The following is a 25,992-nucleotide window of genomic DNA, read 5'->3' on the forward strand; positions in this document are numbered from 1 at the left end:
GCAGGCCGCGGAGCCGGGTAAATTCAGGGCCCGTTTCGTTGCCTTCCACCCCTCACACAGGCCATCCCCCATGGGCTCCATCGATCCGCAGGAAAGCACCCCTCAGCTGCTCAACCGGCTGCGCATGCGGCAGGTCGCGCTGATGCTGGCCATCGCCGAGCACCGCACGCTGCGCGCGGCTGCGGGCGCGCTGGGCCTGAGCCAGCCGGCCGCGACCAAGATGCTCCACGAACTGGAGGCCGCCCTCGGCCAGCCGCTGTTCGACCGGGTGGGCCGCGGCCTGCGGCTGAACGCCGCGGGCGAGCGGGTGACCGGCTACTTTCGCAGCATCCGCGGCAGCATGGAAGCGCTGAACCGCGAACTCAGCGAGATGCGGCTGGGCAGCGCGGGCAAGCTGTCGGTCGGCAGCATCATGGCGGCCTCGCCGGGTCGGCTGACCGACGCGCTGCTCGGGCTGAAGGCGGTGTTCCCGCTGCTGGCGCTGGAGATCGCCGTGGACACGAGCGACCGGCTGCTGGCGCAGCTGCGCGAGGGCGTGCTCGAAGTGGTCGTGGGCCGGCGTTCCGGCGATTCGGGCCGGGACTGCACCTTCCAGCCCATCGACGGCGAAGGCCTGGCGGTGGTGGTGCGCAACGGCCATCCCCTGGCGGGCAAGGCGCGCGTGGGCTTCGCGGCGCTGCTCGATTTTTCGTGGGTGCTGCAGCCGGCCGGCAGCCCCATGCGCGACCTGATCGCGCAGGAATTCAAGGACCACGGCGCGGCGCTGCCGCAGGGGCTGATCGAGACCGGCTCCATCCTCACCACCATCAACCTGGTGCGGCGCTCCGAACTGATCGGGGTGATCCCGGAGGCCGTGGCGCAGCGCGATGCAGAGCACGGCCTGCTGCACGTGCTGCCCTACCGCTTCCAGCACACGCTGGAGGCCTACGGCAGCCTGGTGCGGGCCGACCGGCCGCTGAGCCCTCCGGCCCAGGCCTTCCTGCGGCTGCTGCACGCGCCGAAGTAACGCCCGGCCCCGCGGGCTTCAGCGCGCGCGCAGCAGGCGCACCGCTTCGGGCAGGGAGTTGGCCTGCGGCAGGAAACGGTCGATGGCCGCGCCCAGCACCACCGCGCACAGCAGTGCGCCGAGCAGCGGCTTCCAGGTCAGCCGCACCGCGGCCGAGAGCCAACCGGCCCGCTCCACGCCCATCGCGGCGCGCGCGGTGGCGTACGAGAACGCCAGTTCCACCGCCACGGCCAGCAGCACGTCGAAGCCGAAGTACAGCAGCGCGAGCGCCCCCGCGCCCAGCACGATGGCCGCGCCGATGAGGAAGATGGCCACCACGGGCACGATCACCACCGCGCCCTCGTCCGCGCCGCTGGCGGCCTCCAGCGCCCCGCCGGCCACATCGCTCAAGCCCTCGCCCAAACCCTCGCCCAGGCCGCTCCCCAAGCCATCGCCGAAATCGCCGCTCGCCCCGCCACCGCCGAAGTCGCCGCCGCCCCCGCTGCGCGGCACGGGAACCCGCGCGCCGCCGGTCGGCAGGTCGATGTCGGACGGCAGGTCGATGCCGTCGGTCCACCCACTGTCGTCCCGCTGGCGGGGCGGCCGCACCAGCCAGGCCGCCCAGGCCCGCAGCACCAGCAGGTAGGCGATGTAGCCCACGCCCAGCGTGATGCCGTAGCGCAGCGCGAGCGAGTCCACGCCCATCACCTTCTGGGTGTGCGAGGTAGCCCACATCAACGCCATCATGAAGGCGCCGATGCACCAGCCGTGCACGTGCAGCCGGTGGCGCTGGCGCAGGGTGTGCACCAGTTCGCGGTCGGGCGCCTGCACCCGCCGCCAGGTCGAGCCCTTGCCGGATCGGGCGGCCGGCGCGCGCTGCCCCGGGCGCATCAGGCCACCGCCACCGGCACGCGCGGGGCCAGGGCGCACATCAGCTCCCAGCTCACCGTGCCGGCGGCATGCGCCACCTCGTCGATCGACAGCACGGCACCGCTGGCGGCGCGCCCCCAGAGCGTGGCCTCGGCGCCGAAGCCCGCCTCCACGCCCGCCGCGATCACGGGGGAGAGGTCCACCGTGATCATGTCCATGCTCACCCGGCCCACCACGCGCGTGCGCACGCCGTTCACCAGCACGGGCGTGCCGGTGCCGGCGTGGCGCGGGTAGCCGTCGGCATAGCCGCAGGCCAGCACGCCGATGGTGAGCGGGGCGTCGGCCGTGAAGGCGGAGCCGTAGCCCACCGTGTCGCCGGCCTGCACGTGCTGCACCGCGATCACGCGGGCCGACAACGTCATCGACGGCTGCAGGCTCCAGTGGGCGGCGTCGTGCTCGGGGTAGTCCGGCGCCCCGCCGTAGAGCACGATGCCGGCGCGGATCCAATCGCCGCGCACGCGCGCATCGACCGCATGGCGCAGGGTGGCCGCGCTGTTGCACACGCTCTTCTCGCCGGGCAGGTCCTGCGTGGCGGCCTGGAAGGCCTGCATCTGGTGCGCGATGCCGCGGGGGCCGTCGGCGTCGCTGAAATGGGTCATGGATGAGATCTCGTCCACCTGCGTGAGCGCATTGAGCCGCGCCCAGGCCGAGCGGTAGCGCTCGGGCGTGAAGCCCAGGCGGTTCATGCCGGTGTTCATCTTGAGGAAGACGCGGTGCGGCGCCTGCGTCTTGTGGGCGGCCAGCCAGTCGATCTGCTCGTCGCAATGCACCGCGTGCCACAGCCCCAGGCGCGAGCACAGCTCCAGGTCGCGCGGCTCGAACACGCCCTCCAGCAGCAGGATGGGGCCGCGCCAGCCCAGCGCGCGCAGGCGCTCGGCCTCGGACAGGTCCAGCAGCGCGAAGCCGTCGGCCGCACGCAGCCCCTCGAACACGCGCTCGATGCCGTGGCCGTAGGCATTGGCCTTCACCACCGCCCAGGCCAGGGCGTCCGGCGCACTGGCGCGGGCGCGCTCGAGATTGTGTTGCAGTGCAGCAGTGTGGATGGTGGCTTGGATGGGACGCGGCATGGGGTGGATCTGCGGAGCGAAAAGGAAGGAATTCTGGCATCGCCCTCTAGAAACCGCGTGATATAACCGCCAGTCACTTGCAGCGGGTTCCGATATTTAACAGGGCATCAGGCGAACTGATGCACCCAACAGCCATTCGATGAAGCGCGGTTTCTACACCATCATGTCGGCGCAGTTTTTCAGCTCGCTGGCCGACAACGCACTTTTCGTGGCCGCCGTGGAATTGCTGCGCACCAACGGGTCGCCGGAATGGCAGCGTGCGGCGCTCGTGCCGATGTTCGCGCTGTTCTACGTGGTGCTGGCGCCGTTCGTGGGCGCCTTCGCCGATGCGATGCCCAAGGGCAAGGTCATGTTCTTCAGCAACGCGATCAAGGTCGTGGGCTGCCTCATGATGCTGTTCGGCTCGCACCCGCTGATCGCCTACGCCGTGGTCGGCCTGGGCGCGGCGGCCTACTCGCCCGCCAAGTACGGCATCCTCACCGAACTGCTGCCGGCCTCGCAGCTGGTCAAGGCCAACGGGTGGATCGAGGGGCTGACCATCGCTTCCATCATCCTGGGCGTGCTGCTGGGGGGCCAGCTCGTGGGGCCCGCCATCGCCGGACTGCTGCTGTCGGTGGACCTGCCCTTCGTGGACACCGGCGTGGACACCGCGGCCGAGGCCGCCATCGCCGCGCTGATCACGCTGTACCTGGTGGCCGCGTGGTTCAACACCCGCATTCCCCACACCGGCGTGGAGATGCGCCCGCTGCCCTCCAACCCGCTGGCGATGCTGCCGGACTTCTGGGCCTGCAACAACCGCCTGTGGCGCGACAAGCTGGGCCAGATCTCGCTGTCCACCACCACCCTCTTCTGGGGCGCGGGCGGCAACCTCAAGTTCATCGTGCTGGCCTGGGCCGCGGCCGCGCTCTCCTACAACACCACGCAGGCCTCGGCCCTCACCGGGGTGGTGGCCATCGGCACAGCCGTGGGCGCGGTGGTGGCCTCCATGCGCATGCGGCTGGACATGGCCACCAAGGTGATCCCGCTGGGCATCGCCATGGGCCTGCTGCTGGTGCTGATGGTGTTCATCAAGAGCATCTGGGTCGCCATTCCCTTCCTCATCCTGCTGGGCGGCCTGGGCGGCTACCTGGTGGTGCCGATGAACGCGCTGCTGCAGCACCGGGGCCACAACCTCATGGGCGCGGGCCGCTCCATCGCGGTGCAGAATTTCAACGAGCAGGCCTGCATCCTGGCGCTGGGCGCGTTCTACAGCCTGTCGCTCAAGATGGGGCTGTCGGTGTTCGGCGCCATCACCGCGTTCGGCCTCGTGGTGGCCGGGGTGATGTGGCTGATCCGCCGCTGGCACCAGCACAACTGCGTGCGCTACCGCGAAGAGGTGGACCACCTGCTGCACCTGGCGCGGCACGATCACCACCACTGACCGCCGCCGGCCGCCGCGGCGCGCCCCGGGCGCCACGCGCGGCCGCCTGCCGGCCTGCGCAATGGAAAGTACAACTTAACCACAGCCGGACATGGAACTGCCTTCATCCGAGGGCAGAAAATCATGCCGATGCTGCGGCCCCCCTTTTTCCGTGCCCATCCGACTGCGAAGCGGAGGCACCCCTGCCGCACCACGACGCTCCATGCCATCGCCGCTGCCCTATTTCGCCCTGCTGTTCAATGCCTTCGTCTGGGGCCTGGCATGGTGGCCGTTCCGGGTGATGCACGGGGCGGGGCTGCACCCGCTGTGGGCGACCGCCGTGATGTACAGCGCCATCCTGGCCGGCCTGCTGGCGCTGCGGGCGGGCCTGTGGGCGCAGGTGCGCCAGCACCCGCAGCTGTGGCTGCTGGCCCTGAGCTCGGGGCTGAACAACGTGGCCTTCAACTGGGCGGTGACCGTGGGCGACGTGGTGCGCGTGGTCCTGCTGTTCTATCTGATGCCGGTCTGGGGCCTGCTGCTGGCCTGGCGGGTGCTGGGCGAGCGGCCCACGCCCATGGCGCTGCTGCGGCTGGCGCTGGCCTTCACCGGCGTGGTGCTGGTGCTGGTGCCCGAGGGCACCTCGCCGTCCCGGCTGCTGCAGAACCTGTCGCTCGCCGACGGGCTGGCGCTGGCGGGCGGCTTTTTCTTCGCGCTGACCAACGTCACGCTGCGGCGGCTGCATGCGGTGCCGGGACAGGCGCGCATGTTCGTCATGTTCGGCGGCTGCATGCTGATGGCGCTGGTGGTGGCCTGCATCGGGCTGCAGGCCGGCGTGGTGGAGCCGTTTCCCCCGGTGAACGCCACCTGGGTCGCCACGGCCGCCCTGCTCGCGGTGGCGCTGTGGCTGGGCAACGGGGCGCTGCAGTACGGGGCGTCGCGGCTGGCGGCGGGCACCACGGCGGTGATCCTGCTGTCGGAGGTGGTGTTCGCCAGCGTGTCGTCGGTGCTGCTGTCGGCCGCGCAGCTGCAGCCGCGCACCTTGCTGGGCGGGGGCCTGATCGTGTTCGCCGCCCTCCTCGCATCGCTGCGGCGCTGAGCGCCCGGCGGGCCGCCGCACAGGCGCTGCCCCGCCACGGGGCCGGGGCCCAAAGGCCCTTGGCCGCCATGGAAAATAGGGCTCTCCCGGCCGGTGCTTGCGTGCCCGCGGGGCGCCGGTATAGTCATTGCAAGTTACGTCATCAGCGTACGCCGTTGTCATGCATCCGCAGGCCGGCGCTGCGCGCTTTCGGAGATTCGGTATGAAACGTCGTTCGTGGTGCGCGCTCTTCATGGCGCTCGGTTCCTTGGCGCTGCCCGGTGCCGCATCGGCGCAGGCGAAGTGGACCCTCGCCACGGGCTACCTGCCCGAGGTGTTCCACACCGTCAACCTGCAGCAGTTCGCCCAGGAGGTGAACGACCGCACGAAAGGCGCGCTGGTGATCGACGTGCGCCCCGACAACAGCGTGGCCCGGCTGTCCGAGATCGCCGGCCAGGTGCGCGTCGGCAAGATCGCGGCGGGCGAGGTGTTGCTCAGTTCGCTCGCGGCCGATACCAAGCTGGCCGGCGCCGACGCCATTCCCTTCATCGTGGACAGCTACGACGACGCGCTGCGGCTGTGGAAGGCGCAGCGCCCCGTGCTGCAGGAGGCGCTGGACCGGCAGGGCCTGGTGCCGCTGTACGCCGTGCCCTGGCCGGCCCAGGGGCTGTTCACCACGCGGTCCATCCGCCACGTGAGCGACCTGCGCGGCGCCAGGATGCGCAGCTACAGCCCCAGCACCGTGCGCATCGCCCAGCTGATGGGCGCCACGCCGGTGGACGTGCCCACCAAGGGCATCAACCAGGCCGTGCTGGACCGGCAGATCGACACGCTGTTCACCTCCCCCGTCACCGGGGTGGAGAACAAGGTGTGGGAGCTGCCCATCAAGTACTTCTACAACGTGCATGCCTGGTACCCGAAGAACCTGGTGCTGGTGAACAAGGCCCAGTGGCTGGCCCTGCCCGAAGGCACGCGCAAGATCGTCGAGGAGGCCGCCGCCCAGGCCCAGGTGCGCGGATGGAACGCGAGCAGCGCCGCGTCCACCGCCTCCATCGCCGAGCTGGCGCGCAACGGCATCAAGGTGGAGACGCCCGACTTCGAGCTGCGCCGCGAACTGCGGCGCCTGGGCGAGCAGTTCTCGCTCGAATACATCCGCGACACCGGCGCCGACGGCAACCGCATGATGATTCCGTACTTCTCCGGCGAGAATGCCGCTGCCGCCGCCAAGACCCGGTGAAACCCCTGCCGGCGTGGCGGCGCCCGATCGATCCGATCCATCCACCTTTCTTGCAAGGGATGCGCGCCATGACCAGCGTCTACGACTTCGAGGCCCGGCAGATGAACGGCCAGACCGTGCCCCTGCGGCAGTACGCGGGGCAGCTGCTGCTCATCGTCAACACGGCGAGCGCCTGCGGCTTCACGCCGCAGTTCGCCGGGCTGGAGGCCCTGCACCAGCAATACGGCCCTAAGGGGCTGGCCGTGCTGGGGTTTCCCTGCAACCAGTTCGGCCGCCAGGACCCGGGCAGCAACGACGAGATCGCCAGCTTCTGCCAGCTCAACTACGGCGTGAGCTTTCCGATGATGGCCAAGTTCGACGTGAACGGCGCCGACGCCGACCCGCTGTACCGCTGGCTCAAGGCCGAGGCCCCGGGCCTGCTGGGCACCCAGGCGATCAAGTGGAACTTCACCAAGTTCCTCATCGGCCGGGACGGGCAGGTGCTGCGCCGCTACGGCCCGCGGGACACGCCGCAGTCCATGGCAGGCGACATCGAGGCCGCCCTCAAGCGCTGAGCCTGGCCTACACGGCGGCCACGGGCTTTTCGAGATCGATGATCTCCATCGGCACCCTCTTGTAGGCCAGGTAGTCCCACTTCAGGTACAGAAACTGCCCGCCGTCCGGTTGCGGAACCATGCCGTAGAAAGCGGGGCGCGGGGCTTTGGCATTGGTGACGATGAACTGCGCGGCGCGGATCAGATCTTCCGTCTTGACGACGGCCGCCGAGCGAAGGCGACCCCCCTGGCCGGACAAGAAAGCCTGCACCGTGAGGTGCGGGAACACATAGCCCTCCTGCCGAGCATTGAGCGCCATCAGCCGCTTCTGGTATTCGGTCTCCGCACCCGACGGGCGGGCATAACGGATGGTGAAGCTGCGGTGGTTTTCCTCGGTCCACTGCACACGGCTTGCCAGACCCCGTATCGCTCCGGGCTGGTTCATCACTTGCCAGGCATCAATGCCCGCCAAAAGATCGAGTTCGTCCTTGAAGTCGCGCGCCGCATTGGCCTCAACCGGCCGGATCTTGCCGCCGCCCACCAGCGGGTAATGCTGAATGGCAGGCCAGACGGTATTGACGAAGTCCGCGGCACTGGCGGACAGGTTTTTGAGCAACATGGTTCTCCTCCGCAGGAAATCTTAGCCTGCAGGGATTCGGCGAACGGATGCGCGCAGGGCCATGCCCCCCCCCTTGACCGCTTTCAGCGCTGCGGCTGCGGATCGCCGCGCACCACGAAGTGCCTGGAGAACCCCAGCGCCCGCGTGACGCCCCGGGGCTCCGAGACCAGCGGCATGCGAAAGCCCGGGCTGGGCAAAATCTCCACGCTCCAGTCGGTGTCGCCGATGAAGCGGAACCGCACGGTGTGCTCGCCCTCCAGCCCGATCAGCGAAAAACTCCCCGTGGTGTAGGCCCCGCCGATGGTGGCCGCATCCAGCGGCTGCCACTGGCCATCGAACAGCGTGATGTGCAGCAGGTCTTCCTGCGGCACATCGTCGGTGGTGAACAGCAGGTGAAAGCCCCGGCACTCGAAGGCCGCCTCCAGCACCAGCCCGTCCACGCGGGCCTGCAGGGGCATGCCGCCCTGCACGACCCGGCTTTGCATCGGGGCCTCGCCACCCTCGGCGGGCAAGGGTGCCAGGGAAATGTCGGCGGGGGTGAGGATGCGCATCGCCGGCCCGCCGCTCACCACAGGAAATCCACGCCGAAGGCCGCCAGCGCGCCGCCCACGAACGCCCCGATGGTCACGCACACCGGCGCGCCGGGCCCGCAGGCCAGGCCCGCCAGCGCGCCCCCGGCGATGCCGCCGCCGATCCCCGCCCCGGCCACGGCGAGTTCCTTGCCCGCTGCGGCGGTCTTGTCGTCGGCCGTCGCCACGTTGTAGACCGAAAGGGCGATGGACAGCACGATCAGCCCCCGGCCCGCGCGCGACAGGCCGCGCATGGTCTGCGTGACCTTGGGGTTGGAACGGCCGGCGGACTGGACGATCTCGCCGTACACCGCGTTCTGCTGCGCCGCCGTGAGCCGGTCGAACTGCACGGTGGGCCCGTGGATCTGCTGGGCCTTGCGGGCGATGAGCTCGTTGAGCGTCCGGCCCTCGGCCTTCAGGCTCTGCGCCATGGCGCGCCCGATGGGCGTGCTGCGCCCGCGGATGATCTCCATGATGGTGTTGCGCGCCACCTGGGCCTGCTCGGCCGCCTGGGCCCAGGTGATGCGGCCGCTCATCGCCTCGAACTGCAGGTCGTTGGCCATGGCCTGGATCTGCCGGGTATAGGCCAGCCGGGCCGAGGCATCCAGCGAGAGGTGGGCCCCGGCGTTGGCGATCTCCGCCTTCAGGGCCTGGATGGCCGAGTCGAAGGCGGCACGGTCTTTCGGATCGTCGTTCTGCATGCGTTGTGGTCTCCTCGTCTGGATGGGAAACGGCGCTGTTTTGCGTTGTGGCCGCCGGCCGCGCGCAGCAGGGGCTGCGTCGGGAGGCTTGGGGGTTTTGCGCACCGGTGCATGGCGGCATGCACGCGCCGAAAGTAACCGCCTGAGCGGCGATCGGGCGAAACCATCGGTCAAAGAGGTTTCAATACGTAGGAAAGTGTCGAATCGACCGCGGAGCGCAACCCCGCGCCACAGCGCCGTTCGCCCCGCCGGGCGGGCTTGTCAAAGCCCACACCCCACCATAGGGGGGATTGGCAGGCCCGTTGAATTTGTATCTATTACGGGTCTTCGGCCCCCATTCCATATGCCGGAAGGAACTTTTCGCATGCCTTGTCCTGCGGCGGTGAAGATCACGCTGAAGGTGGGTGATACGGAATTTTTTGGAGAAAAAGGCCTGCAGCGCATGATTTTCTAGGGCATATCGCTACAAAAACAGGAGCAAATCCAAAACCGGGTGATGGGGGCGCCGGACCGCCTTTCTCCTGGCAGGGTCGCGAATGGCGTCCGCCAGCCGGATCCCGCTTTTTTTCGCAGAACTGCCGCCCGCCTCGACGGGGCTGGCAGGCATTTCGCGTCGGGCCTGTTGCAGGCCACGGCACCCTGATTCCAATCCAAGGAGGAACTTCCCGCATGTCCCGTTTCGCAATGACCAAGACACTCGCGCTCTGCGCCGGGGGCCTGATCCTGGCCTCTTCGGCTTGGGCGCAGACCACCACCCCGCCCCATGCCGAGCCGGAGCCGGGCCTGTGGGCCTTCGACGGCGAGCTGAACGGCCAGCCTGGGCGCAGCCTGCAGATCGATACCGAACAGGGCCGCGCCCTCATCGTGTCCTACCTGGGCTACCGCGCCGACGGGTCGTCCGTGTTCCTGCAGGCCAGCGGCCTGCGCGGCGGCGACAGCTCGGCCTTCCGGGGCCCGCTGCAGGAGTTCCGCAACGGGCCGCCCGTGATCGGCGGCGGTGCGGGCAACGGCGAAGTGGCGGGCAGCCCGGGCGAGATCCAGCTGGCCTTCGACTCGCCCACCTCCGGCACCGTCACGCTGCCGGGCGACGTGACGCGCCGCATCTCGCGCTTCACGTATGGCCTCCCGACCGGCGGCACGCAATACACCCTGCAGACCTATTCCACCCGCCTGTCAACGACGCCCGCCGCCTCCTACCGCGTCGAACTGCGCGACGGCAATTTCCTGATGAGCCAGCTGACCACGTCCGATGGCCGCCTGTGCTCCTACTCGGGCACCTACCAAAAGCGCGGACAGGGCATCGAGTCCGACGGCACCGCCAGTTGCGTGGACCCCTCCGGCACCCAGCAGCGCAGTCCGTACCGGATCGAGCAGTTTGCCGTGGACCCCTACGGCATGGCCACCGGCACGCTGCGCAAGGACGGGATCGAATCCTTCTTCATGGGTGCCTGCCATGCGGGCGCCGTCATGCTCGGCAGCCCGGGCACCTGCGCGTCCGGCTCGTCGCCATCCGACATCGTGGTGCAGCCCGGCATCTGGGCCTTCGACAGCGAGGTGAACGGCCGACCGGGCCGCAGCCTGCAGATCGACACCCAGAACGGCAGCCGCGCGCTGGTCCTGTCCTACCTGGGCTACCGCACCGACGGCTCTTCGCTGTTCATGCAGGGCAGCACCGCGAACCGCGACACCAATGCCCAGTTCACGGTGCCCCTGACCGAATTCCGCAACGGCCCGGTGATCGGTGGCGCCATCCGCCCCGCGGAGGTGGCCTCGACCATGGGCGCGGCGACCATCGTGTTCGACAGCCCCACGACCGCCACCATCACGCTGCCCTTCGACACGCCGCGCCGCATCTCGCGCTTCCGCTACGAAGACCACCTGGTGCGTTTCAACAAGGCCTTTTCCGCCCAGGTGTATCCGTTCTGGTCACCCACCCCGACCGCCACCAGCATCGACATGGTGGTGCGCGACGGCATCTTTCGCATGGACACGCGGACCGCGGACCTGCTGACGGCCTGCGAGTACCGCGGCACCTACCGCCTGTCGGGCGAGGGCCTGGACTCGGACGGCACGCGCACCTGCACGGCCCCCAGCGGCCCCACGAGCGAGGCCTACCGCGCCGAGCAGTTCACGGTGGACCGCAACGGCCTGCTGCGCGGCCTGATGCAAAGCGCGTCGGGCGCCCGGACCCTGGTCCTGGGGGCCTGCTGGAACGGGCGCCTGTGCACCCCGCCCGAGCTGGAACTGCCGCGCTGACAGGCACCGGCCCTTGCCAGGGGCCGCAGGCAGGCGCCTGCTGGCGGCCCATCCTCAGCCGCCGCCGGGCCCGACCCCGGGGCGGCCCCACACGTGGCGCAGCATGTCGGCCAGCGAGCGGCCGGGCTCCACGGTGAAGCGCTCGTCCAGCACGTCGAGCGAGACGATCCGGTCCACGCGAAAGCCGCGAAAGTCATCGCGCAGCTCGCACCAGGTGGACAGCGTCCAGACCTTGCCCCAGTAAAAGCACCCCAGCGGCCGCACCCGGCGCTCGCTGGGGCGCCCCTGTTCGTCGGCATAGTGCAGCCGCACCACGTGGCGGGACTGCACGGCCTCGCGCAGCGGGCGCAGCAGGGCCTGGGTGCGCGGGTCCACCGCCACGGCCGGGGCATAGAGCGCCTGGGCCTCGGCGGCCGCGCGTGCCGCGGGCGGCAGCACCGACAGGATCTTGCCCAGGGCGCTTTCCACCTCGCCGGCCAGGCCGGTGTCCAGCCAGGACTGCGCCAGCCGGGCGGCGGCGACCAGGGCGTTGGCCTCGCCCTGGCTGAACATGAGCGGCGGCAGATCGAAGCCCGCGCCCAGGCGATAGCCCACGCCGGCCTCGCCCTCGATGGGCACGCCCTGGTGCTGCAGGTCGGCCACGTCGCGGTAGATGGTGCGCGCCGAGACCTCCAGCCGCTTCGCCAGGAAGTCGGCCGTGGACAGGCGCCGGCCCCGGATGAGCTGGACGATCTGGAACAGGCGGTCGGCGCGGCGCATGGGTGAGGCAGTGGGGGCGGGATCGGGGCGTGGGCGAAGATTGTGCCCTGCCCCGCACAGGGCGCGTCAGCCCTGCACGCCGATGCAGACGGCCACCTGGTCGGGGCCTTCGTAGGCCTCGAAATCGACGTCGAAGCGGCGGCGCGGTACGGGGTGCTGCCCGAAGTGCGCCCACACCGCACCCCAGGTGTCGATCACGGCCTGCGGCAGCGCGCCCTGCCGGCGGAACACGAGGTAGAGGCCGGCCGGCACCTGCACGCGCTCGAGGCCGGGCGCGGCACCGGCGCCGTCCAGGGCCACGCCCGCGAGCACATCGAATTCGCCCTCGTGGTCGGACGCATACCGGCTGTACACGCCCACCACGCGGGGCGGCGCCAGGCCGGGCTGCTGCACCCGCTGGGCAACGCCCTCGGCGGCGAACCGCTGCCACAGGGGGCCGATGCGGGCCTGGGCAGGGTCGCGCTCCTGGCGGTTGCTGGTGCGCGTGGCGATGCCGGCGACGGTGAAGGCGCCGAAGGTTTCCAGGGTGGGGGTCATGCGGCCCGCTCCTTCAGCGCGCCATGGCGTGCAGGCCGACGGTGTTGCCCTCGGTGTCGCACAGGTGCGCGATGAAGCCGATGCCGTTCGGCAGCTCGATGCAGGCATCGATCACGCGCCCGCCCGCCGGGGCGATGCGCTCGACGGCGGCGTCCAGGCCCGGGGCGCAGTCGAGGTAGATGCGCGTGCCGGCATCGGGCGCCACGCGGCGGCTCGGGCCTTCGATGAGGCAGCCGCCGGTGGCCGGCCGGTCGTAGGCGAAGACGGCCAGCGGATCGCCGCCCATCGTCTGGCGTTGCATGGGCCGGCCCAGCACCTGTTCGTAGAAGGCCTGGGCGCGGCCGAGGTCGGCGCAGGGGATCTCGAACCAGCTGATGGCGGAAACGGAAGAAGCGGGGGCAGCAGAGGTCATGGCGGAAAGGTCCTTTCGGTCGTTGTTGCGAAGGACGCCATGGTGCCGGGGGCCTCCTGACAGCGTCGTGTCAGGAGGCTGCGCCGGCCCGGCCGCGCGGGCTCAGGCGGCGGGCTCGGCCGGGGGTTCGGACGGCGCGTCGGCGGCCGGTGCGGCAGGAGCCGCCACCGGCGCGGCGCGCAGCTGGCGCGCGCGGTGCAGCGAGCGTTCGGCCGTGCGCGGGTCCATGCCGTACATGTCGGCGAACTGCGCCACCGTGCTGCCGCTGGCCTCGAAGGCACGCAGCAGCGCCTCGGCCTTGGCGTCGCGTTCGGCCACTTCGGCAAAGGCTTCGTCGAGCAGGGCATTGGCGGCCTCGTCGCGGCCCCGCACCAGCGCGTCGTACGCCTCGCGGGTGAGGCCCGAGGCCTCGTAGGCCTGCGCGATGCGGCGGCGCAGCTTGGCGGTCATGTCCTCGCCGTCGCGGGGCTTGCGGCGGCGGAACACTTCCAGCAGCGCATGGTGCACATGCTCGGGGGCCATGGCCTCCACGGCCTGGCCCTGCAGGTCGTGGCGCTGGCGGCCTTCGGCCACCACCTGCAGGTAGCGCGTGGAGCGGGTGTGGATGCCCAGGGCGAGCTTGAGCGCATCGCGCTCGAACAGATCGGGGTGGGCGGCCTGCAGGTCCTGGAAGATGCCGCGCTTGAGCGGCAGGAACTGCGCGCCGAACAGGTGCGGGTACAGCGCGGCCAGTTGCTCCAGCGCGGGATGCGTGCGGCGCGGGCCTTGCGAGCCTTGCGGGGCGGCGCCCTTGCCGTTGCGGGGCGCGGCCTGCGCTGTAGGCGCGGCGCCTTCGGCGACCGGGGCACCGCCGGGCTTGCGGCGGTTGCGGCCGCCGCGGCGCGAGGCGGGGCGGTCGGCGCGCGGCGCGGCCTCCTGCGGCCCTTCGCCTGCCTGCGGGCCATCGGCCGCGGGCGATGCCGTGGCGGCAGCGGCGTCGGTCACCACCGGTGCGCTGGAAGCGTCGGTCGCGGCCGCCGAGGTGGGGGCCGGCGCGGGGACGTGGTTCTGTTGTTCTTGTGCGGTCACGGAGTCGGTCATGGCAGAGGAAAACGCGGTTGGTGCGCGTCAGCGCGGCGGTCAAAACCCACCATCATGCCAGCCTCGTGGCCGACGGGGTCAGCGCGCGGCGGGCGACAGCGCCTCGTCGAGCACTTCCACCCAGTGGCGCACCGGCAGCGGCGTGCCGCTTTGCAGGTGGGTGATGCAGCCGATGTTGGCCGACAGGATGGCCCCGGGCGGCGGCTCGCCGAACGCCTCGCCCAGCGCCGCGAGCTTGCGGTCGCGCAGCGGATAGGCCAGCTCCGGCTGCAGCACCGAGTAGGTGCCGGCCGAGCCGCAGCACAGGTGCGCCTCGGTGCGCGCCACCCGCACCCGAAAGCCCAGGGCGCTCAGGTGCGTCTCGACGCCGCCACGCAGCTTCTGGCCGTGTTGCAGGGTACACGGCGGGTGGTAGGCGAACAGCGTGTCTGGCGGCACCACGCGGCCGCGCAGCGTGCCGGCCAGCCCGGCCAGCAGCTCGGGCAGCCACTCGGACAGGTCCTGCGTCAGCGCGCTGATGCGGGCGGCGCGCTCGGCATAGGCCGGGTCGTCCCGCAGCAGGTGGCCGTAGTCCTTGACGGTGACGCCGCAGCCCGAGGCATTCATGACGATGGCCTCGACACCGCCCTGCTCCACGAACGGCCACCACGCATCGATGTTGGCGCGCATCTGCGCCTTGCCGCCCGCCTGGTCGTTCAGGTGGAACCGCACCGCGCCGCAGCAGCCGGCCTGCGGCGCGACGACGGTCTGGATGCCCGCCGCATCGAGCACGCGCGCCGTGGCGGCGTTGATGTTGGGCGCCATCGCGGGCTGCACGCAGCCGGCCAGCAGGAGCACCTTGCGCGCGTGCTCGCGCCCGGGCCACGCCCCGGCGTCGCGCGGCGCCGGCACCTTGGCGCGCAGGCCCTCGGGCAGCATTCCGCGCACGGCCTGCCCCGCCTTCATGGCCGGGCCGAACCAGGGCGACGGCAGGCCCTCCTTGAGCGCCCAGCGCAGGGCGCGCTCGCCCAGCGGGCGCGGCACCTTCTCGTCCACGATCTTGCGGCCGATGTCCACCAGGTGGCCGTACTGCACGCCGCTCGGGCAGGTGGTCTCGCAGTTGCGGCAGGTCAGGCAGCGGTCCAGGTGCAGCTGCGTCTTGCGCGTGGGCTGCTCGCCCTCCAGCACCTGCTTGATGAGGTAGATGCGTCCGCGCGGGCCGTCCAGCTCGTCGCCCAGCAATTGGTAGGTGGGACAGGTGGCGGTGCAAAAGCCGCAGTGCACGCACTTGCGCAGGATGGCTTCGGCCTCCTGCCCTTCGGGCGTGCCCTGGAATTCGGGGGCGAGCGTGGTTTGCATGGCGTGTCTCGGCGGTGGGGTGGTCAGGGGCCGGGGGGCTCGGCGTGCGGCGCGCGCTGGGCCAGCGCGCGGCGGGCGCGCCACAGCCGGGCCAGGTGTTCGAAATCGGCCGCCAGCGGCGGCAGCGACAGGCCCAGCAGGATGGCGGCCAGCGGCACGACCCAGATGAAGCCCACGTGCTTGAACCCGGCCGCGCCCACGATGCCGCCCACGGTGAACATGGCCAGCAGGCTGGCGAACAGCCGCAGCCGCGCCTGGTTGGCGTGCACCTGCGCCTCGGGGGGCGTGCCGTTGCGGTTCCAGTACAGCATCTTGCCGATCTCGATGCCCAGGTCGGTCGCCACGCCGGTCATGTGCGTGGTGCGGATCTGCGCCGAGGACATCTTGGTGACCACCGCGTTCTGCAGCCCCATCAAAAAGGCCAGCAGCAGCACGGTGAGCGGCACGGAAAACGGCGTGCGCCATTCCAGCGTGATGGCGCCCAGCAGCCCGAAGACCAGCAGCAGCACGGCCTCCAGCAGCAGCGGCAGCGCGAAGCCGCTGCGCAGCCGGTGGTGGCGCGCCCAGTTGACCAGGATGGCCGTGGTGCCCGCGCCCGACATGAAGGCCCACAGCGTGCCCACCGCGCCCAGCACCAGCGCCATGTTGCCCAGCACCAGGTTGTCGGCCACCATCGACAGGAACCCCGTCATGTGCGAGGTGTACCGGTGCACCACCAGAAAGCCGCCCGCGTTCACCGCCCCGGCGTTGAAGGCCAGCAGCAGGCCGAGCAGCCGGTTGGTGGACGGGGTCCGGTGCCGGCCGGTGAGGTGCCGCAGCAGCCGCATGGCGCTACCGCCCCGGGCCCATCCGGCCGGGGTTGAAGATGCCCGCCGGATCGAACGCCTGCTGCAGCCGGGCATGGATCTGTGCCAGCGTGCCGGGCAATACCGGATCGAAATGGCCCGATGCCCTAGTACCGATTGCCTGGTTTGCTACAAAAAGAGAAGCACTCCCGCCCACGGCCTGCGCCGCCTCGTGCAGCGCCGCGCCCGCTTCCGGCGGGGCCTGCACCCAGCGCAGGGCGCCGTGCCATTCGATCAGCGGCGCCGCCACACCGGCGGGCAGCGCCAGCATCGGCGCGGCGGCGGGCACCGACAGGCGCCACAGGGCCAGGCCCGGCCGCTCGGCCCGGGCGGCGAACCACGGCAGGGTCTGCTCGCGGCAGGCCTGCCAGGCGGGCGCCGCGGCAGCGGTGTCCAGGCGCTCGCCCCCCATGCTGCGGCAGGCGGCCTCGACGGCGGCCACGGCGCCGCGCAGCCGTACCCACAGCGTGCCCGTGCCCCCGGGACCGCCTTCCCAGCGGCTGGCGTTCAGGGGCAGCGGCTGCCCGCCCCAGGCCTGCAGCCGGCGCAGCGCGTCGGCCGGGTTGGCATCGAAGCGCAGGGTGGCCTCGGCCGGCGGCACGGGCAGCACCTTCAGGCTGACCTCGGTGAGCACGCCCAGCGTGCCCCAGGCGCCCACCATGAGGCGCGAGACGTCGTAGCCCGCCACGTTCTTCATCACCTGGCCGCCGAAGCGCAGCAGCTCGGCCCGGCCGTTGACCAGCTCCAGCCCCAGCACGTAGTCGCGCACCGCGCCCACGCTGGCGCGCGCGGGCCCCGACAGGCCGGCGGCCACCATGCCGCCCACGGTCGCGCCCGGGCCGAAATGCGGCGGCTCGAAGGGCAGGCACTGGCCGTGGGCCGCCAGCGCGGCCTCCAGTTCGGCCAGCGGCGTGCCGGCGCGCACGGTGGCGACCAGCTCGCTCGGCTCGTGGTTCACGATGCCCGACAGGGCCGTGGTGTCCAGGCGCTCGCCCTGCAGCACGGCGCCGCCGTGGAAGTCCTTGGTGCCGCCGCCGCGGATGCACACGGGGGCCTGGCGCTGGACGCTGTCGCGCACGCGGTCGATGATCTGGCGGAGGGCGGAGTCCATGGCGTGGATCGTACCGGCCCCCCTTCGCCAGCGGGTGCCGGCGGGGCTCGGCCGGCCGTGAATTTTTTGAACGCCGGGCGTGAATCCACCGTCCCGGTGCCGGGCCCTGGCACTCAGGCGAGGCCGGCGGGCAACTGTCCCTCTTCGTACCAGTTCACCGGCCGCCCAGCCACCGGCAGGCGCTCGCCGGCGACCATCAGGTGGCCCGAATGCGGCTCGCGCGCCAGTTCGTCGGCCGGGCGCCCCTGGCGGGCCGAGGTGACGAACAGTGTGGCACCCTCAGGCCCGTCGCCGCCCAGGCAGGGCATGGTGGGGCACTGCGCCGGCACGGGGAGGTCGGCCACGATCTCGCCGCCGGGCGACAGCCGCAGCACGCGGCCGCCCTCGTACATGGCGCACCAGTAGTGGCCCTCGGCATCCACCGCCGCGCCGTCGGGCCGGCCGCCGTAGCCCGGCTGGCCGGGCTTCCAGCCATCGGGCTTGGGCGCGAAGGCATGCAGCACGCGCGGCGCGCCCACGGGCTCGCCCGAGGCATCGCATGCCCAGGCCCGGATGGTGTGCGAGGGGGTATCGACCCAGTACAGCGTGCCGCCATCGGGGGACCAGGCCAGGCCGTTGGCCGTGGCCACCCCATCCAGCATCTGCCGCACGCGGGGCGCCCCGTCGCCGCGCCCGTCCACGCAGTACAGCGCGGCCACCGGCTGGCGGGGGCCCGCGGCGGGCTCGTGCATGGTGCCCACCCAGAAGCGGCCCAGCGCGTCGCACTTGCCGTCGTTGGCCCGCTGCGTGGCCGGATCGATCGGCAGCCGGGCCACCGGCACCAGGGGGCCGCCCCAGTCCTTGGCGCGGTAGAGGGTGTCGCGCAGGGCGATCACCAGGCCGCTGGGCTGGCCCCCGGTGCGCGCGGGCGCGATGCAGCCGGGCTCGGACGGCATGGCCCAGCGCTCGGCCCGGCCCGAGGCCGGGTGCAGCCGGCACAGCGCGCGGCCGGCGATGTCCACCCAGTACAGGCGCGATTCGACAGGGTGCCAGAAAGGCGATTCGCCCAACTGGTCGGGCTCGGAAGTGGCGGGACGCCAGTCCATGGGCATGGGGGGGTCTCCTGGGAAGGCGGTGGAAGGGGCCGGGCACGCCACCGCTGGCGCGCCGGTCTGCTGCTTCCATTATTCGCGGCCGGTGGCCGCGGGCCAAAAAAAAGGCCCACCTTGCGGCGGGCCCAATGTCCAGGAGGAATATCTCGCTTGTTGTCGCACCGCCGCGATGCCACCAGTCACCGCGGCAGGGATCTCAGCCGGTCAGCGGTTGTAGGCGGTCTCGCCGTGCGAAGTGATGTCCAGGCCTTCGCGCTCGGCTTCTTCCGGCACGCGCAGGCCCACCAGCAGGTCGGCGATCTTGTAGGCGATGAAAGCCACGACGCCGGACCACACGATGGTGATCAGCACGCTCTTGAGCTGGATCCAGACCTGTGCACCCATGGCGAACGTGTCGGGGGTCAGGCCACCCGTGCCGCCCAGGCCTTGCGATGCGAACACGCCGGTCAGGATGGCACCGATGATGCCGCCCACGCCGTGCACGCCGAACACGTCGAACGCATCGTCGGCGCCCAGCATCTTCTTGAGGCCACCCACGCCCCAGAGGCAGACCACGCCGGCGATCAGGCCGAGCACGATGGAGCCCATGGGACCGACGAAACCGGCGGCCGGCGTGACGGCCACCAGGCCCGCCACGGCACCCGATGCGGCGCCCAGCATGGAGGCCTTGCCCTTGTGCAGCGACTCGCCGGCCAGCCAGCTCAGCGTGGCGGCGGCCGTGGCCAGAACGGTGTTGATGAAGGCCAGGCCCGCAGCGCCGTTGGCGGCACCGGCGGAGCCGGCGTTGAAGCCGAACCAGCCCACCCACAGCAGAGAGGCACCGACCATCGTCAGCGTCAGGCTGTGGGGCGTGAGCGCTTCCTTGCCGAAGCCGATGCGCTTGCCCACCATGTAGGCGCCCACCAGGCCGGCGATCCCGGCGTTGATGTGCACCACGGTGCCGCCGGCGAAGTCGAGCGCGCCGTCCTTGCCCAGCAGGCCGCCGCCCCACACCATGTGCGCCATGGGGATATAGCTGAAGGTGAACCACAGCACGCTGAAGATCAGCACGGCGGAGAACTTGATGCGTTCGGCGAACGAGCCCACGATCAGCGCCACGGTGATGGCCGCGAAGGTGCCCTGGAAGGCCACGAACACGTACTCGGGGATGGTCGGCAGCGCGCCCGAGAGCGTGTCCGGCGCGATGCCCTTGAGGAAGATCTTGTCGAAGCCGCCGAAGAACGTGCCTTCGCCGCCGAACGTGAGGGTGTAGCCGTACACGGCCCACAGCACGCTCATCAGCGAGAAGATCACGAACACCTGCACCAGCACCGACAGCATGTTCTTGGAGCGGGCCAGGCCGCCGTAGAACAGGGCCAAGCCCGGGATGGTCATGAGGATCACGAGCAGCGTGGAGGTCAGCATCCAGGCCGTGTCGCCCGAATCGAGCTTGGGCGTGGGGGCGGCGGCGGGCGCTGCGGCCGCGGCGGCTTCCGCCGGTGCGGGTGCGGCCGCCACTGGCGCAGGGGCTGCGGCCGGAGCGGCGGCGGGCGCCGTGGCCGATGCGGGTTCGGATGCCGCGGGCGTCTGGGCCAGCACGGCGGTGCCGGAGGCCATCAGGCTCAACCCCAGCAGGAAGGAAGCAAGCAGTTTTTTCATGGCAGTTTCTCTTGGGTGTCTGGTGACAGGCGCGGGGGGCCGGGCCTTACAGGGCTTCCTTGCCGGTCTCGCCGGTGCGGATGCGGACGACCTGCTCCAGGTGGCACACGAAGACTTTGCCGTCGCCGATCTTGCCGGTGCGCGCGGCCCCCTCGATGGCTTCGATGACGCGGTCCACCAGCTCGTCGGACACGGCCGCCTCGATCTTCACCTTGGGGAGGAAGTCCACCACGTATTCGGCGCCGCGGTACAGCTCCGTGTGGCCCTTCTGGCGGCCGAAGCCCTTGACCTCGGTCACCGTAATCCCTTGGACCCCGATGTCCGACAGGGCTTCGCGCACCTCGTCGAGCTTGAAGGGTTTGATGATGGCTGTCACCATTTTCATGTTGCTTTTCTCCATTGGAGGCACCCCTCGGCGCCCGTTGTCTTACAGGGTTTTCGTGAGCGCGACGATCAGGCGCGACTTGTTGACCGGGCCGAAGAAGGCCTTCTTGTTGGCGCCCACCACGGCGGCCGACAGGGACAGGCCCGAACCGAAGTCATAGGCACCGCCCACGCTGTAGTCCATGTAGTTGGGCACGCCCAGGTCCTTGATGTCGCTGGCGAAGCGCGTGAAGCCGACCGACGCCTTCAGCGTCGTCTTGGGGGCCACTTCCTGCGCATAGGCCAGGTTCAGGTAGCCGGTGTTGCGGCCCTTGTTGCTGGTCGTCTTGGCGGAGGCCCAGCCGAAGTAGTCCTTGGAGATGGTGTGCGAGTACTTCGCCGTCAGCGGGCCGTAGGTGGCCGCGCCGTAGAGTTCGGTGGTGTTGCCGACGGAATTGCCGGGGTACGCATAGGTCAGCGCGCCCAGGTCCAGGTCCACGTCGCCGGCCTTGAATTTGTAGCCGCCGTAGAAATCCATCTCGATGGAATTGCCCGGCAGCCAGTCCACGCTGGAGTTCCAGTTGCCCAGATACCAGCCGCTGTCGCCGAAGCTGTAGTCGAAGCCGCCCTGGATGGCGGGCTTGACGGCCTTGACCCGGCTGGCGTCCTGGTCCTGGCCACGGAACTTGTAGTTGGTGGTCAGGCTGACGTTGCCCGTCAGTTGTGCGCTGGCCAGCAGAGGCAGGGCGGCAACGAGGGCGACGCTCAAGGACTTCATGGATACACGGGACATGGTTCCTCCGGGGGTGGCTGATTAGGGATGTCCACGCTCCAAGCATGGACCGTGCCATCTCCCTCGCACTTTGCCGTCCGGGCCTGGGCGCCGGCCTGGCAGGTATGCCGAAAGTGGTTACATGCTATGCGCCCGCGTTACTTTTTGCACCATTGCAGTGCTGCCAAGGCCATGATTCGCCGCAACAGTCCGTCCATGCACCGCCATGGGGACAGGGCGGCGGGACGCACTGCGTTGGTGCATCCCGCCGCCCGGCCGGGCCGACCGCGCTGTTTTTTTGGAGGAAGCGCTCCCGCCGTCAGCGCGCCGAACGGGCCTTGAGCCACTGCGCCGGAGGCTCGTCCGGCGGGGCGGGGGGCGCCGCCTGCGGCATGGAGCGCAGTTCGACCTGGATGCCGCGCTCCTGCGCATGGGCCATGAAATCATCCAGCGCTTCGCGGATGTCGCGGTCCATGAAGCCGCAGTTGCAGCCGTCGATGACCAGCGAATGCCCCGGCTCCACCCGGTTCAGGTGGTTGCGCAGCGTGGCCTTGCTGAAGAACGAGACATCCTTGCTGAGCCGGATCAGGTGGACATTGCCCTCGGAGATCATCGTCAGCGCGCCGCGCGTGTTCGCCTGGATCAGGAAAAGCATGCTGCAGGCCAGCCCGATGAGGATGCCGATGAGCAGGTCGGTCGCCAGGATCGCGCCCACCGTCACCGCGAACGGCACGAACGCCGACCAGCCCTCGCGCCAGACCGCCGCGATCATGGCCGGCTTGGCCAGCTTGAAGCCGGTGTGCAGCAGCACGGCGGCCAGCGCGGCCAGCGGCACCCACTGCAGGAACTCCGACAGGAACAGCACGCTCGCCAGCAGCAGCACTCCATGGAACACCGCCGACAGCCGGGTGCGCGCACCGGACTGGATATTGGCCGAGGTGCGCACGATCACCGCCGTGATCGGCAGCCCCCCCAGCAGGCCGGCCAGCATGTTGCCCACCCCTTGCGCCTGCAACTCCCGGTTGGGCGGCGCCACGCGCTTGAGGGGATCGAGCCGGTCGGCCGCCTCCAGGCTCAGCAGGGTTTCCAGGCTGGCCACGACGGCGAGGGTGAAGGCGATGGTGTAGACCTCCGGCCGCGCCAGCGCCGACCAGTCGGGCGAGGCGAGCTGAGACCACAGCGCGGCCAGGCCGTCGCCTTCGGGCAGGGCCACGCGCTGGTGGTCGGGCAGCGCGACGGACGGCTCGGTGGCCATGGCCACGGCCTGGTACCCGATGCCCCAGAGCACCGCCAGCAGCGGCCCGGGCAGCCGGCCGATCAGCGGCAGGCGCTTGGCCCAGGGGGAGTCCCAGGCGAACAGGATGGCCAGCGCACCGGCGGCGATGATCACCGCACTGCCGGTGACGGCGCCGACCAGCCGGCCCAGGTCGTCGAAACCGTCGATCGTGCGGGGCACCAGGCGCATGGCCTGCTCGCCCGATACGAAGCCGAACGCCACCGGAAGCTGCTTGAGGATGAGGATCAGCCCGATCGCGGCCAGCATGCCCTTGATGACCGGCGAGGGAAAGCAAGCGCCCAGGTCGCCGGCCTGCAGGCGGCCGAACAGCCACTGCAGCGCGCCCGCCACCATCACGGCGACGAGGAACGCCTCGAAGCTCCCCAGCTTGGCGATCGCATCGACGACGATCACGACCAGACCGGCCGCCGGCCCGCTCACGCTGAGCTGGGAGCCCGACAGCCAGGCCACGACCAGCCCGCCCACGATGCCGGAGACGAGCCCCGCCATCAGCGGCACGCCGCTGGCCAGTGCGATGCCCAGGCACAAGGGCAAGGCCACGAGGAAGACGACAACGCCCGCCGGCACGTCGCTGCGCCAGTGGGACAGAAGACCGGCGGCCGACGCGCCGCCCGGGTTGCGAAGGGTGGTTTGCATGGTGGGCACTCCTTCGCGTCAGGCCGCCGCGGCCAGCTGGATGCTGCTGGCATCGAGGTCCAGCACCTGGCGCAGGCGCCCGTCCCGCAAGGCGTAGACCCAGCCCAGCAACTGCAGGGGCTGCCCCCGCTGCCAGGCCCGCTGCACCTGCGGCGTGGCCGCCAGCGTGTGCACCTGATCGGCCACGTTCAGCTCGACGAAACGGCCCACCCGGGCGGCAACTTCATCGGCATCGTCCGGGTCGGGGACGGTCTGGCCGTCGATCTCGCCCGCGCGGCGGCGGTACAGGGCCCGCAGCGGGCGAAGGTGCTCGGCCAGGTAGTCGCCCCGCGCCGGCACCGCGCTGTCGGCCGGCATCAGGGCGGCCCGGACGCCGCCGCACCCCTCGTGGCCGCAGACGATCACGTACCGCACCTGGAGCACGTCGAGGGCGTATTGCAGCGCGCTCATGATGTTGGGATCGTCCGGACGGACCAGGTTCGCCACGCTGCGGTGCACGAACAGCTCGCCCGGCAGGGCATTGGTGATGCTCTCGGCGGGCACGCGGCTGTCGGCGCACCCGATCCAGAAGACGCGCGGCTGCTGGCCGGCCACCAGGTTTTCGAAAAATGCCGGGTCGCGTGACGTCATTTCGTCAGCCCAGGCACGGTTTTGAAGCATGAGTCGCGTGGTCAGGTCCATGGAAACCTCCGTGTTGTTGATTCGATGTTGCAGTGCAGCACGGTATTAGGCTAGATCAAAAACCACCGCCATTTTTAATATGGGGTTTTTATGTTTCATTTGCTTGCGTGTGATTCGATCAATGGCCCTGGGGCCATGCTTTTTTCCCTCGCAACATAAGGAAATTTTATTTAACCCATCGAGTGAAAATAATATTCACAGCGAATATAGTACGGAGTCGTACATTATTAAACCGCCGTTTATCTTTTCGGGTCCGGCCTTTTTCATGGCATTAATCCCCGGCTTTGACGGTCCTGATTAACCCCGGCAAACGAAGGCATTCAAAACAGGACCGCAACGGCGGCGCGCGGAGGCCGACCGATGGCGCGATCCCGCGCCCCGGCGCGGCCAGCCTGGGCGCCCTCTGCACTGGTTCTCAACCGCTGCCGTGCCGGGAGGACCGCGATTGCCGATATCCTCGCCCTTCGAAATTCAGGCGCTGGCGAACAGCCGGCTTTCCAACGAGGGAGAAAATCAACCATGGGTCTTGCTTTGGTGCAGAGCCGGGCATTGCTGGGACTGCAGGCCCCGTGCGTGACGGTCGAAGTGCATCTGGCCAACGGATTGCCCAGCTTCACGCTGGTCGGTCTGGCGGATGTGGAAGTGAAGGAGGCGCGGGAACGCGTGCGCTCGGCACTGCAGAATGCCGGGCTGGAGTTTCCGCACAACCAGAAAATCACGGTCAATCTCGCGCCGGCCGATCTGCCCAAGGACTCCGGTCGGTTCGACTTGCCGATTGCACTGGGGATTCTGGCGGCCAGCGGGCAGATCGACAGCGCACGCCTGGCGGGCCATGAATTCGCGGGGGAGTTGTCGCTGTCCGGCGAGCTGCGCCCCGTGCGCGGCGCGCTCGCCACCAGCCTGGCCCTGCGTTCGGCCGGCGTGGCCGTGCGCATGGTGCTGCCGCCCGGCAGCGCGGAGGAAGCCGCCCTGGTGCCCGGCACCGAGGTGTACCGGGCGCGCCACCTGCTCGACGTGGTGCAGCACTTTCTGCCCGTCTCCGCCCATGCGCCCGCCGAGCCGGCCGGCGAGGGGTTCGTGCGGCTGCAGGCGTCGCCGCTGCAATCGGCGGCGCCGCCGGCGGATCTGGCCGACGTGAAGGGCCAGGCCGCCGCCAAGCGGGCGCTGGAGATCGCCGCCGCAGGCGGCCACGGTCTGCTGCTGGTCGGCCCGCCGGGGTCGGGCAAATCGATGCTGGCGCACCGCTTTGCCGGGCTGCTGCCTCCGATGACGGTGGACGAGGCGCTGGAGAGCGCTGCCATCGCCAGTCTGGCAGGACGCTTCGGCCCGGAAAGATGGGGCAACAGAAATACGAGCGCTCCGCACCACACCTGCAGCGCGATTGCACTGGTCGGCGGCGGCTCACCCCCACGGCCCGGCGAGATCTCGCTCGCCCACCATGGCGTCCTTTTTCTCGATGAATTTCCGGAATACGCCCGCAGCGCGCTCGAAGCCCTCCGCGAGCCGCTGGAGACGGGCCGCATCACCATCGCCCGTGCGGCACAGCGGGCCGAATACCCTGCCCGCTTCCAGCTGGTGGCCGCGATGAATCCCTGCCCTTGCGGTTTTCTCGGCTCCGGCCAGCGCACCTGCCGCTGCACGCCCGACCAGGTGGCACGCTACCAGGGCAAGCTCAGCGGCCCGCTGCTGGACCGCATCGATCTGCATGTGGAAGTGCCCGCGCTGCCCCCGGGCGAGTTGCTGCAGGCCCCGCCCGGCGAGGCCACGGCGGCGGTGCGCGAGCGCGTGGTGCAGGCCCGGCAACGGGCCATCGACCGCCAGGGCCTGCCCAACCAGGCCCTGCAGGGCCAGCAGATCGACACCCACCTGGCGCTGGACGACCCGGCCGCGCGCTTTCTGCAGGCCGCCGCGACCCGGCTGGCCTGGTCGGCGCGCAGCACGCACCGCGCGCTGAAGGTGGCCCGCACGATCGCGGACTTGGCCGGCAGCGCGGCCATCGCCCCGGCGCACGTGGCCGAGGCCGTGCAGTACCGGCGGGTGCTGCACCGCAGCGCGGCGTGA

25 protein-coding genes are annotated in these 25,992 nt (G+C 70.5%); 7 read left to right on the forward strand and 18 right to left on the reverse strand.

The window, feature by feature from the left end; all coding sequences use genetic code 11:
* Positions 1–70: 70 nt before the first annotated feature.
* Complete coding sequence (locus AVAK2825_RS04185) at positions 71–1,006, forward strand: LysR family transcriptional regulator (protein WP_284394646.1); 936 nt, start codon at positions 71–73, stop codon at positions 1,004–1,006.
* 18 nt (positions 1,007–1,024) lie between these two features.
* On the opposite strand, the gene AVAK2825_RS04190 is transcribed toward AVAK2825_RS04185, so the two are convergent.
* Complete coding sequence (locus AVAK2825_RS04190) at positions 1,025–1,876, reverse strand: hypothetical protein (RefSeq protein WP_284394647.1); 852 nt, start codon at positions 1,874–1,876, stop codon at positions 1,025–1,027.
* Positions 1,876–2,982 carry an alanine racemase gene (alr, locus tag AVAK2825_RS04195; RefSeq protein ID WP_284394648.1) on the reverse strand — a complete coding sequence of 369 codons (1,107 nt, stop codon included), beginning with the start codon at positions 2,980–2,982 and terminating at the stop codon, positions 1,876–1,878. Before alr ends, AVAK2825_RS04190 begins: the two co-directional genes overlap by 1 nt.
* A 139-nt stretch (positions 2,983–3,121) precedes the next feature.
* Here alr and lplT point away from each other — a divergent pair, with 139 nt between their 5' ends.
* The 4 genes from lplT to AVAK2825_RS04215 all read left to right on the forward strand — a co-directional run bounded on the left by lplT (position 3,122) and on the right by AVAK2825_RS04215 (position 7,247).
* Positions 3,122–4,402, forward strand: a complete 1,281-nt coding sequence (lplT, locus tag AVAK2825_RS04200; protein WP_272565936.1) for a lysophospholipid transporter LplT — start codon at positions 3,122–3,124, stop codon at positions 4,400–4,402.
* Positions 4,403–4,604: 202 nt separating this feature from the next.
* Positions 4,605–5,477 (forward strand): DMT family transporter, encoded by an 873-nt coding sequence (locus tag AVAK2825_RS04205; RefSeq protein WP_284394649.1) that lies wholly within the window; start codon positions 4,605–4,607, stop codon positions 5,475–5,477.
* A gap of 202 nt (positions 5,478–5,679) precedes the next feature.
* Positions 5,680–6,693 (forward strand): TRAP transporter substrate-binding protein, encoded by a 1,014-nt coding sequence (locus tag AVAK2825_RS04210; RefSeq protein WP_284394650.1) that lies wholly within the window; start codon positions 5,680–5,682, stop codon positions 6,691–6,693.
* 68 nt (positions 6,694–6,761) lie between these two features.
* Positions 6,762–7,247 (forward strand): glutathione peroxidase, encoded by a 486-nt coding sequence (locus AVAK2825_RS04215; protein ID WP_284394651.1) that lies wholly within the window; start codon positions 6,762–6,764, stop codon positions 7,245–7,247.
* Positions 7,248–7,254: 7 nt separating this feature from the next.
* Here the strand turns inward: AVAK2825_RS04215 and AVAK2825_RS04220 are convergent, their stop codons facing one another.
* The 3 genes from AVAK2825_RS04220 to AVAK2825_RS04230 form a co-directional block, all read right to left on the reverse strand.
* Positions 7,255–7,845, reverse strand: coding sequence for a hypothetical protein (locus tag AVAK2825_RS04220; RefSeq protein ID WP_284394652.1), 591 nt, complete (start codon positions 7,843–7,845; stop codon positions 7,255–7,257).
* Between the two features lie 83 nt (positions 7,846–7,928).
* On the reverse strand, positions 7,929–8,396 hold the full coding sequence (locus AVAK2825_RS04225; RefSeq protein WP_284394653.1) for a hypothetical protein: 468 nt from the start codon (positions 8,394–8,396) through the stop codon (positions 7,929–7,931).
* A gap of 14 nt (positions 8,397–8,410) precedes the next feature.
* Positions 8,411–9,115, reverse strand: coding sequence for a hypothetical protein (locus tag AVAK2825_RS04230; protein WP_272565948.1), 705 nt, complete (start codon positions 9,113–9,115; stop codon positions 8,411–8,413).
* A 669-nt stretch (positions 9,116–9,784) separates the two neighbouring features.
* On the opposite strand from AVAK2825_RS04230, the gene AVAK2825_RS04235 reads away from it, so the two are divergent.
* Complete coding sequence (locus tag AVAK2825_RS04235; RefSeq protein WP_284394654.1) at positions 9,785–11,371, forward strand: hypothetical protein; 1,587 nt, start codon at positions 9,785–9,787, stop codon at positions 11,369–11,371.
* 54 nt (positions 11,372–11,425) lie between these two features.
* On the opposite strand, the gene AVAK2825_RS04240 is transcribed toward AVAK2825_RS04235, so the two are convergent.
* The 13 genes from AVAK2825_RS04240 to AVAK2825_RS04300 form a co-directional block, all read right to left on the reverse strand.
* Positions 11,426–12,130: a helix-turn-helix transcriptional regulator gene (locus AVAK2825_RS04240; protein WP_272565951.1), complete on the reverse strand. Its 705-nt coding sequence runs from the start codon at positions 12,128–12,130 to the stop codon at positions 11,426–11,428.
* Between the two features lie 66 nt (positions 12,131–12,196).
* Positions 12,197–12,667, reverse strand: coding sequence for a GyrI-like domain-containing protein (locus AVAK2825_RS04245; RefSeq protein ID WP_284394655.1), 471 nt, complete (start codon positions 12,665–12,667; stop codon positions 12,197–12,199).
* A gap of 13 nt (positions 12,668–12,680) precedes the next feature.
* Positions 12,681–13,079 carry a VOC family protein gene (locus AVAK2825_RS04250; RefSeq protein ID WP_284394656.1) on the reverse strand — a complete coding sequence of 133 codons (399 nt, stop codon included), beginning with the start codon at positions 13,077–13,079 and terminating at the stop codon, positions 12,681–12,683.
* A gap of 102 nt (positions 13,080–13,181) precedes the next feature.
* The gene (locus tag AVAK2825_RS04255) at positions 13,182–14,159 is read right to left on the reverse strand and encodes a ProQ/FINO family protein (RefSeq protein ID WP_284394657.1); all 978 of its coding nucleotides are present in this window, start codon (positions 14,157–14,159) and stop codon (positions 13,182–13,184) included.
* 78 nt (positions 14,160–14,237) lie between these two features.
* Positions 14,238–15,497: a glycolate oxidase subunit GlcF gene (gene glcF, locus AVAK2825_RS04260; protein WP_284394658.1), complete on the reverse strand. Its 1,260-nt coding sequence runs from the start codon at positions 15,495–15,497 to the stop codon at positions 14,238–14,240.
* Between the two features lie 23 nt (positions 15,498–15,520).
* Complete coding sequence (locus AVAK2825_RS04265; RefSeq protein ID WP_284394659.1) at positions 15,521–16,324, reverse strand: YoaK family protein; 804 nt, start codon at positions 16,322–16,324, stop codon at positions 15,521–15,523.
* A 4-nt stretch (positions 16,325–16,328) separates the two neighbouring features.
* Entirely contained in the window at positions 16,329–17,453 is a 1,125-nt protein-coding gene (gene glcE, locus AVAK2825_RS04270; RefSeq protein WP_284394660.1) for a glycolate oxidase subunit GlcE, read from the reverse strand.
* A 113-nt stretch (positions 17,454–17,566) separates the two neighbouring features.
* Complete coding sequence (locus tag AVAK2825_RS04275; protein WP_284394757.1) at positions 17,567–18,538, reverse strand: SMP-30/gluconolactonase/LRE family protein; 972 nt, start codon at positions 18,536–18,538, stop codon at positions 17,567–17,569.
* Positions 18,539–18,748: 210 nt separating this feature from the next.
* Positions 18,749–20,182 (reverse strand): ammonium transporter, encoded by a 1,434-nt coding sequence (gene amt, locus AVAK2825_RS04280; protein ID WP_284394661.1) that lies wholly within the window; start codon positions 20,180–20,182, stop codon positions 18,749–18,751.
* 46 nt (positions 20,183–20,228) lie between these two features.
* A complete protein-coding gene (gene glnK, locus AVAK2825_RS04285) occupies positions 20,229–20,567 on the reverse strand; it encodes a P-II family nitrogen regulator (protein ID WP_092744562.1) in 339 nt (112 codons plus the stop codon).
* A 42-nt stretch (positions 20,568–20,609) separates the two neighbouring features.
* The gene (locus tag AVAK2825_RS04290) at positions 20,610–21,338 is read right to left on the reverse strand and encodes a TorF family putative porin (protein WP_272565959.1); all 729 of its coding nucleotides are present in this window, start codon (positions 21,336–21,338) and stop codon (positions 20,610–20,612) included.
* Between the two features lie 298 nt (positions 21,339–21,636).
* Complete coding sequence (locus AVAK2825_RS04295; protein ID WP_272565960.1) at positions 21,637–23,250, reverse strand: SulP family inorganic anion transporter; 1,614 nt, start codon at positions 23,248–23,250, stop codon at positions 21,637–21,639.
* Positions 23,251–23,268: 18 nt separating this feature from the next.
* Positions 23,269–23,931, reverse strand: a complete 663-nt coding sequence (locus AVAK2825_RS04300) for a carbonic anhydrase (RefSeq protein ID WP_284394662.1) — start codon at positions 23,929–23,931, stop codon at positions 23,269–23,271.
* Between the two features lie 519 nt (positions 23,932–24,450).
* Here AVAK2825_RS04300 and AVAK2825_RS04305 point away from each other — a divergent pair.
* Positions 24,451–25,992 carry a YifB family Mg chelatase-like AAA ATPase gene (locus tag AVAK2825_RS04305; protein WP_284394663.1) on the forward strand — a complete coding sequence of 514 codons (1,542 nt, stop codon included), beginning with the start codon at positions 24,451–24,453 and terminating at the stop codon, positions 25,990–25,992.

Source organism: Acidovorax sp. SUPP2825 (assembly GCF_030158995.1).
GTDB lineage: Bacteria > Pseudomonadota > Gammaproteobacteria > Burkholderiales > Burkholderiaceae_C > Paracidovorax.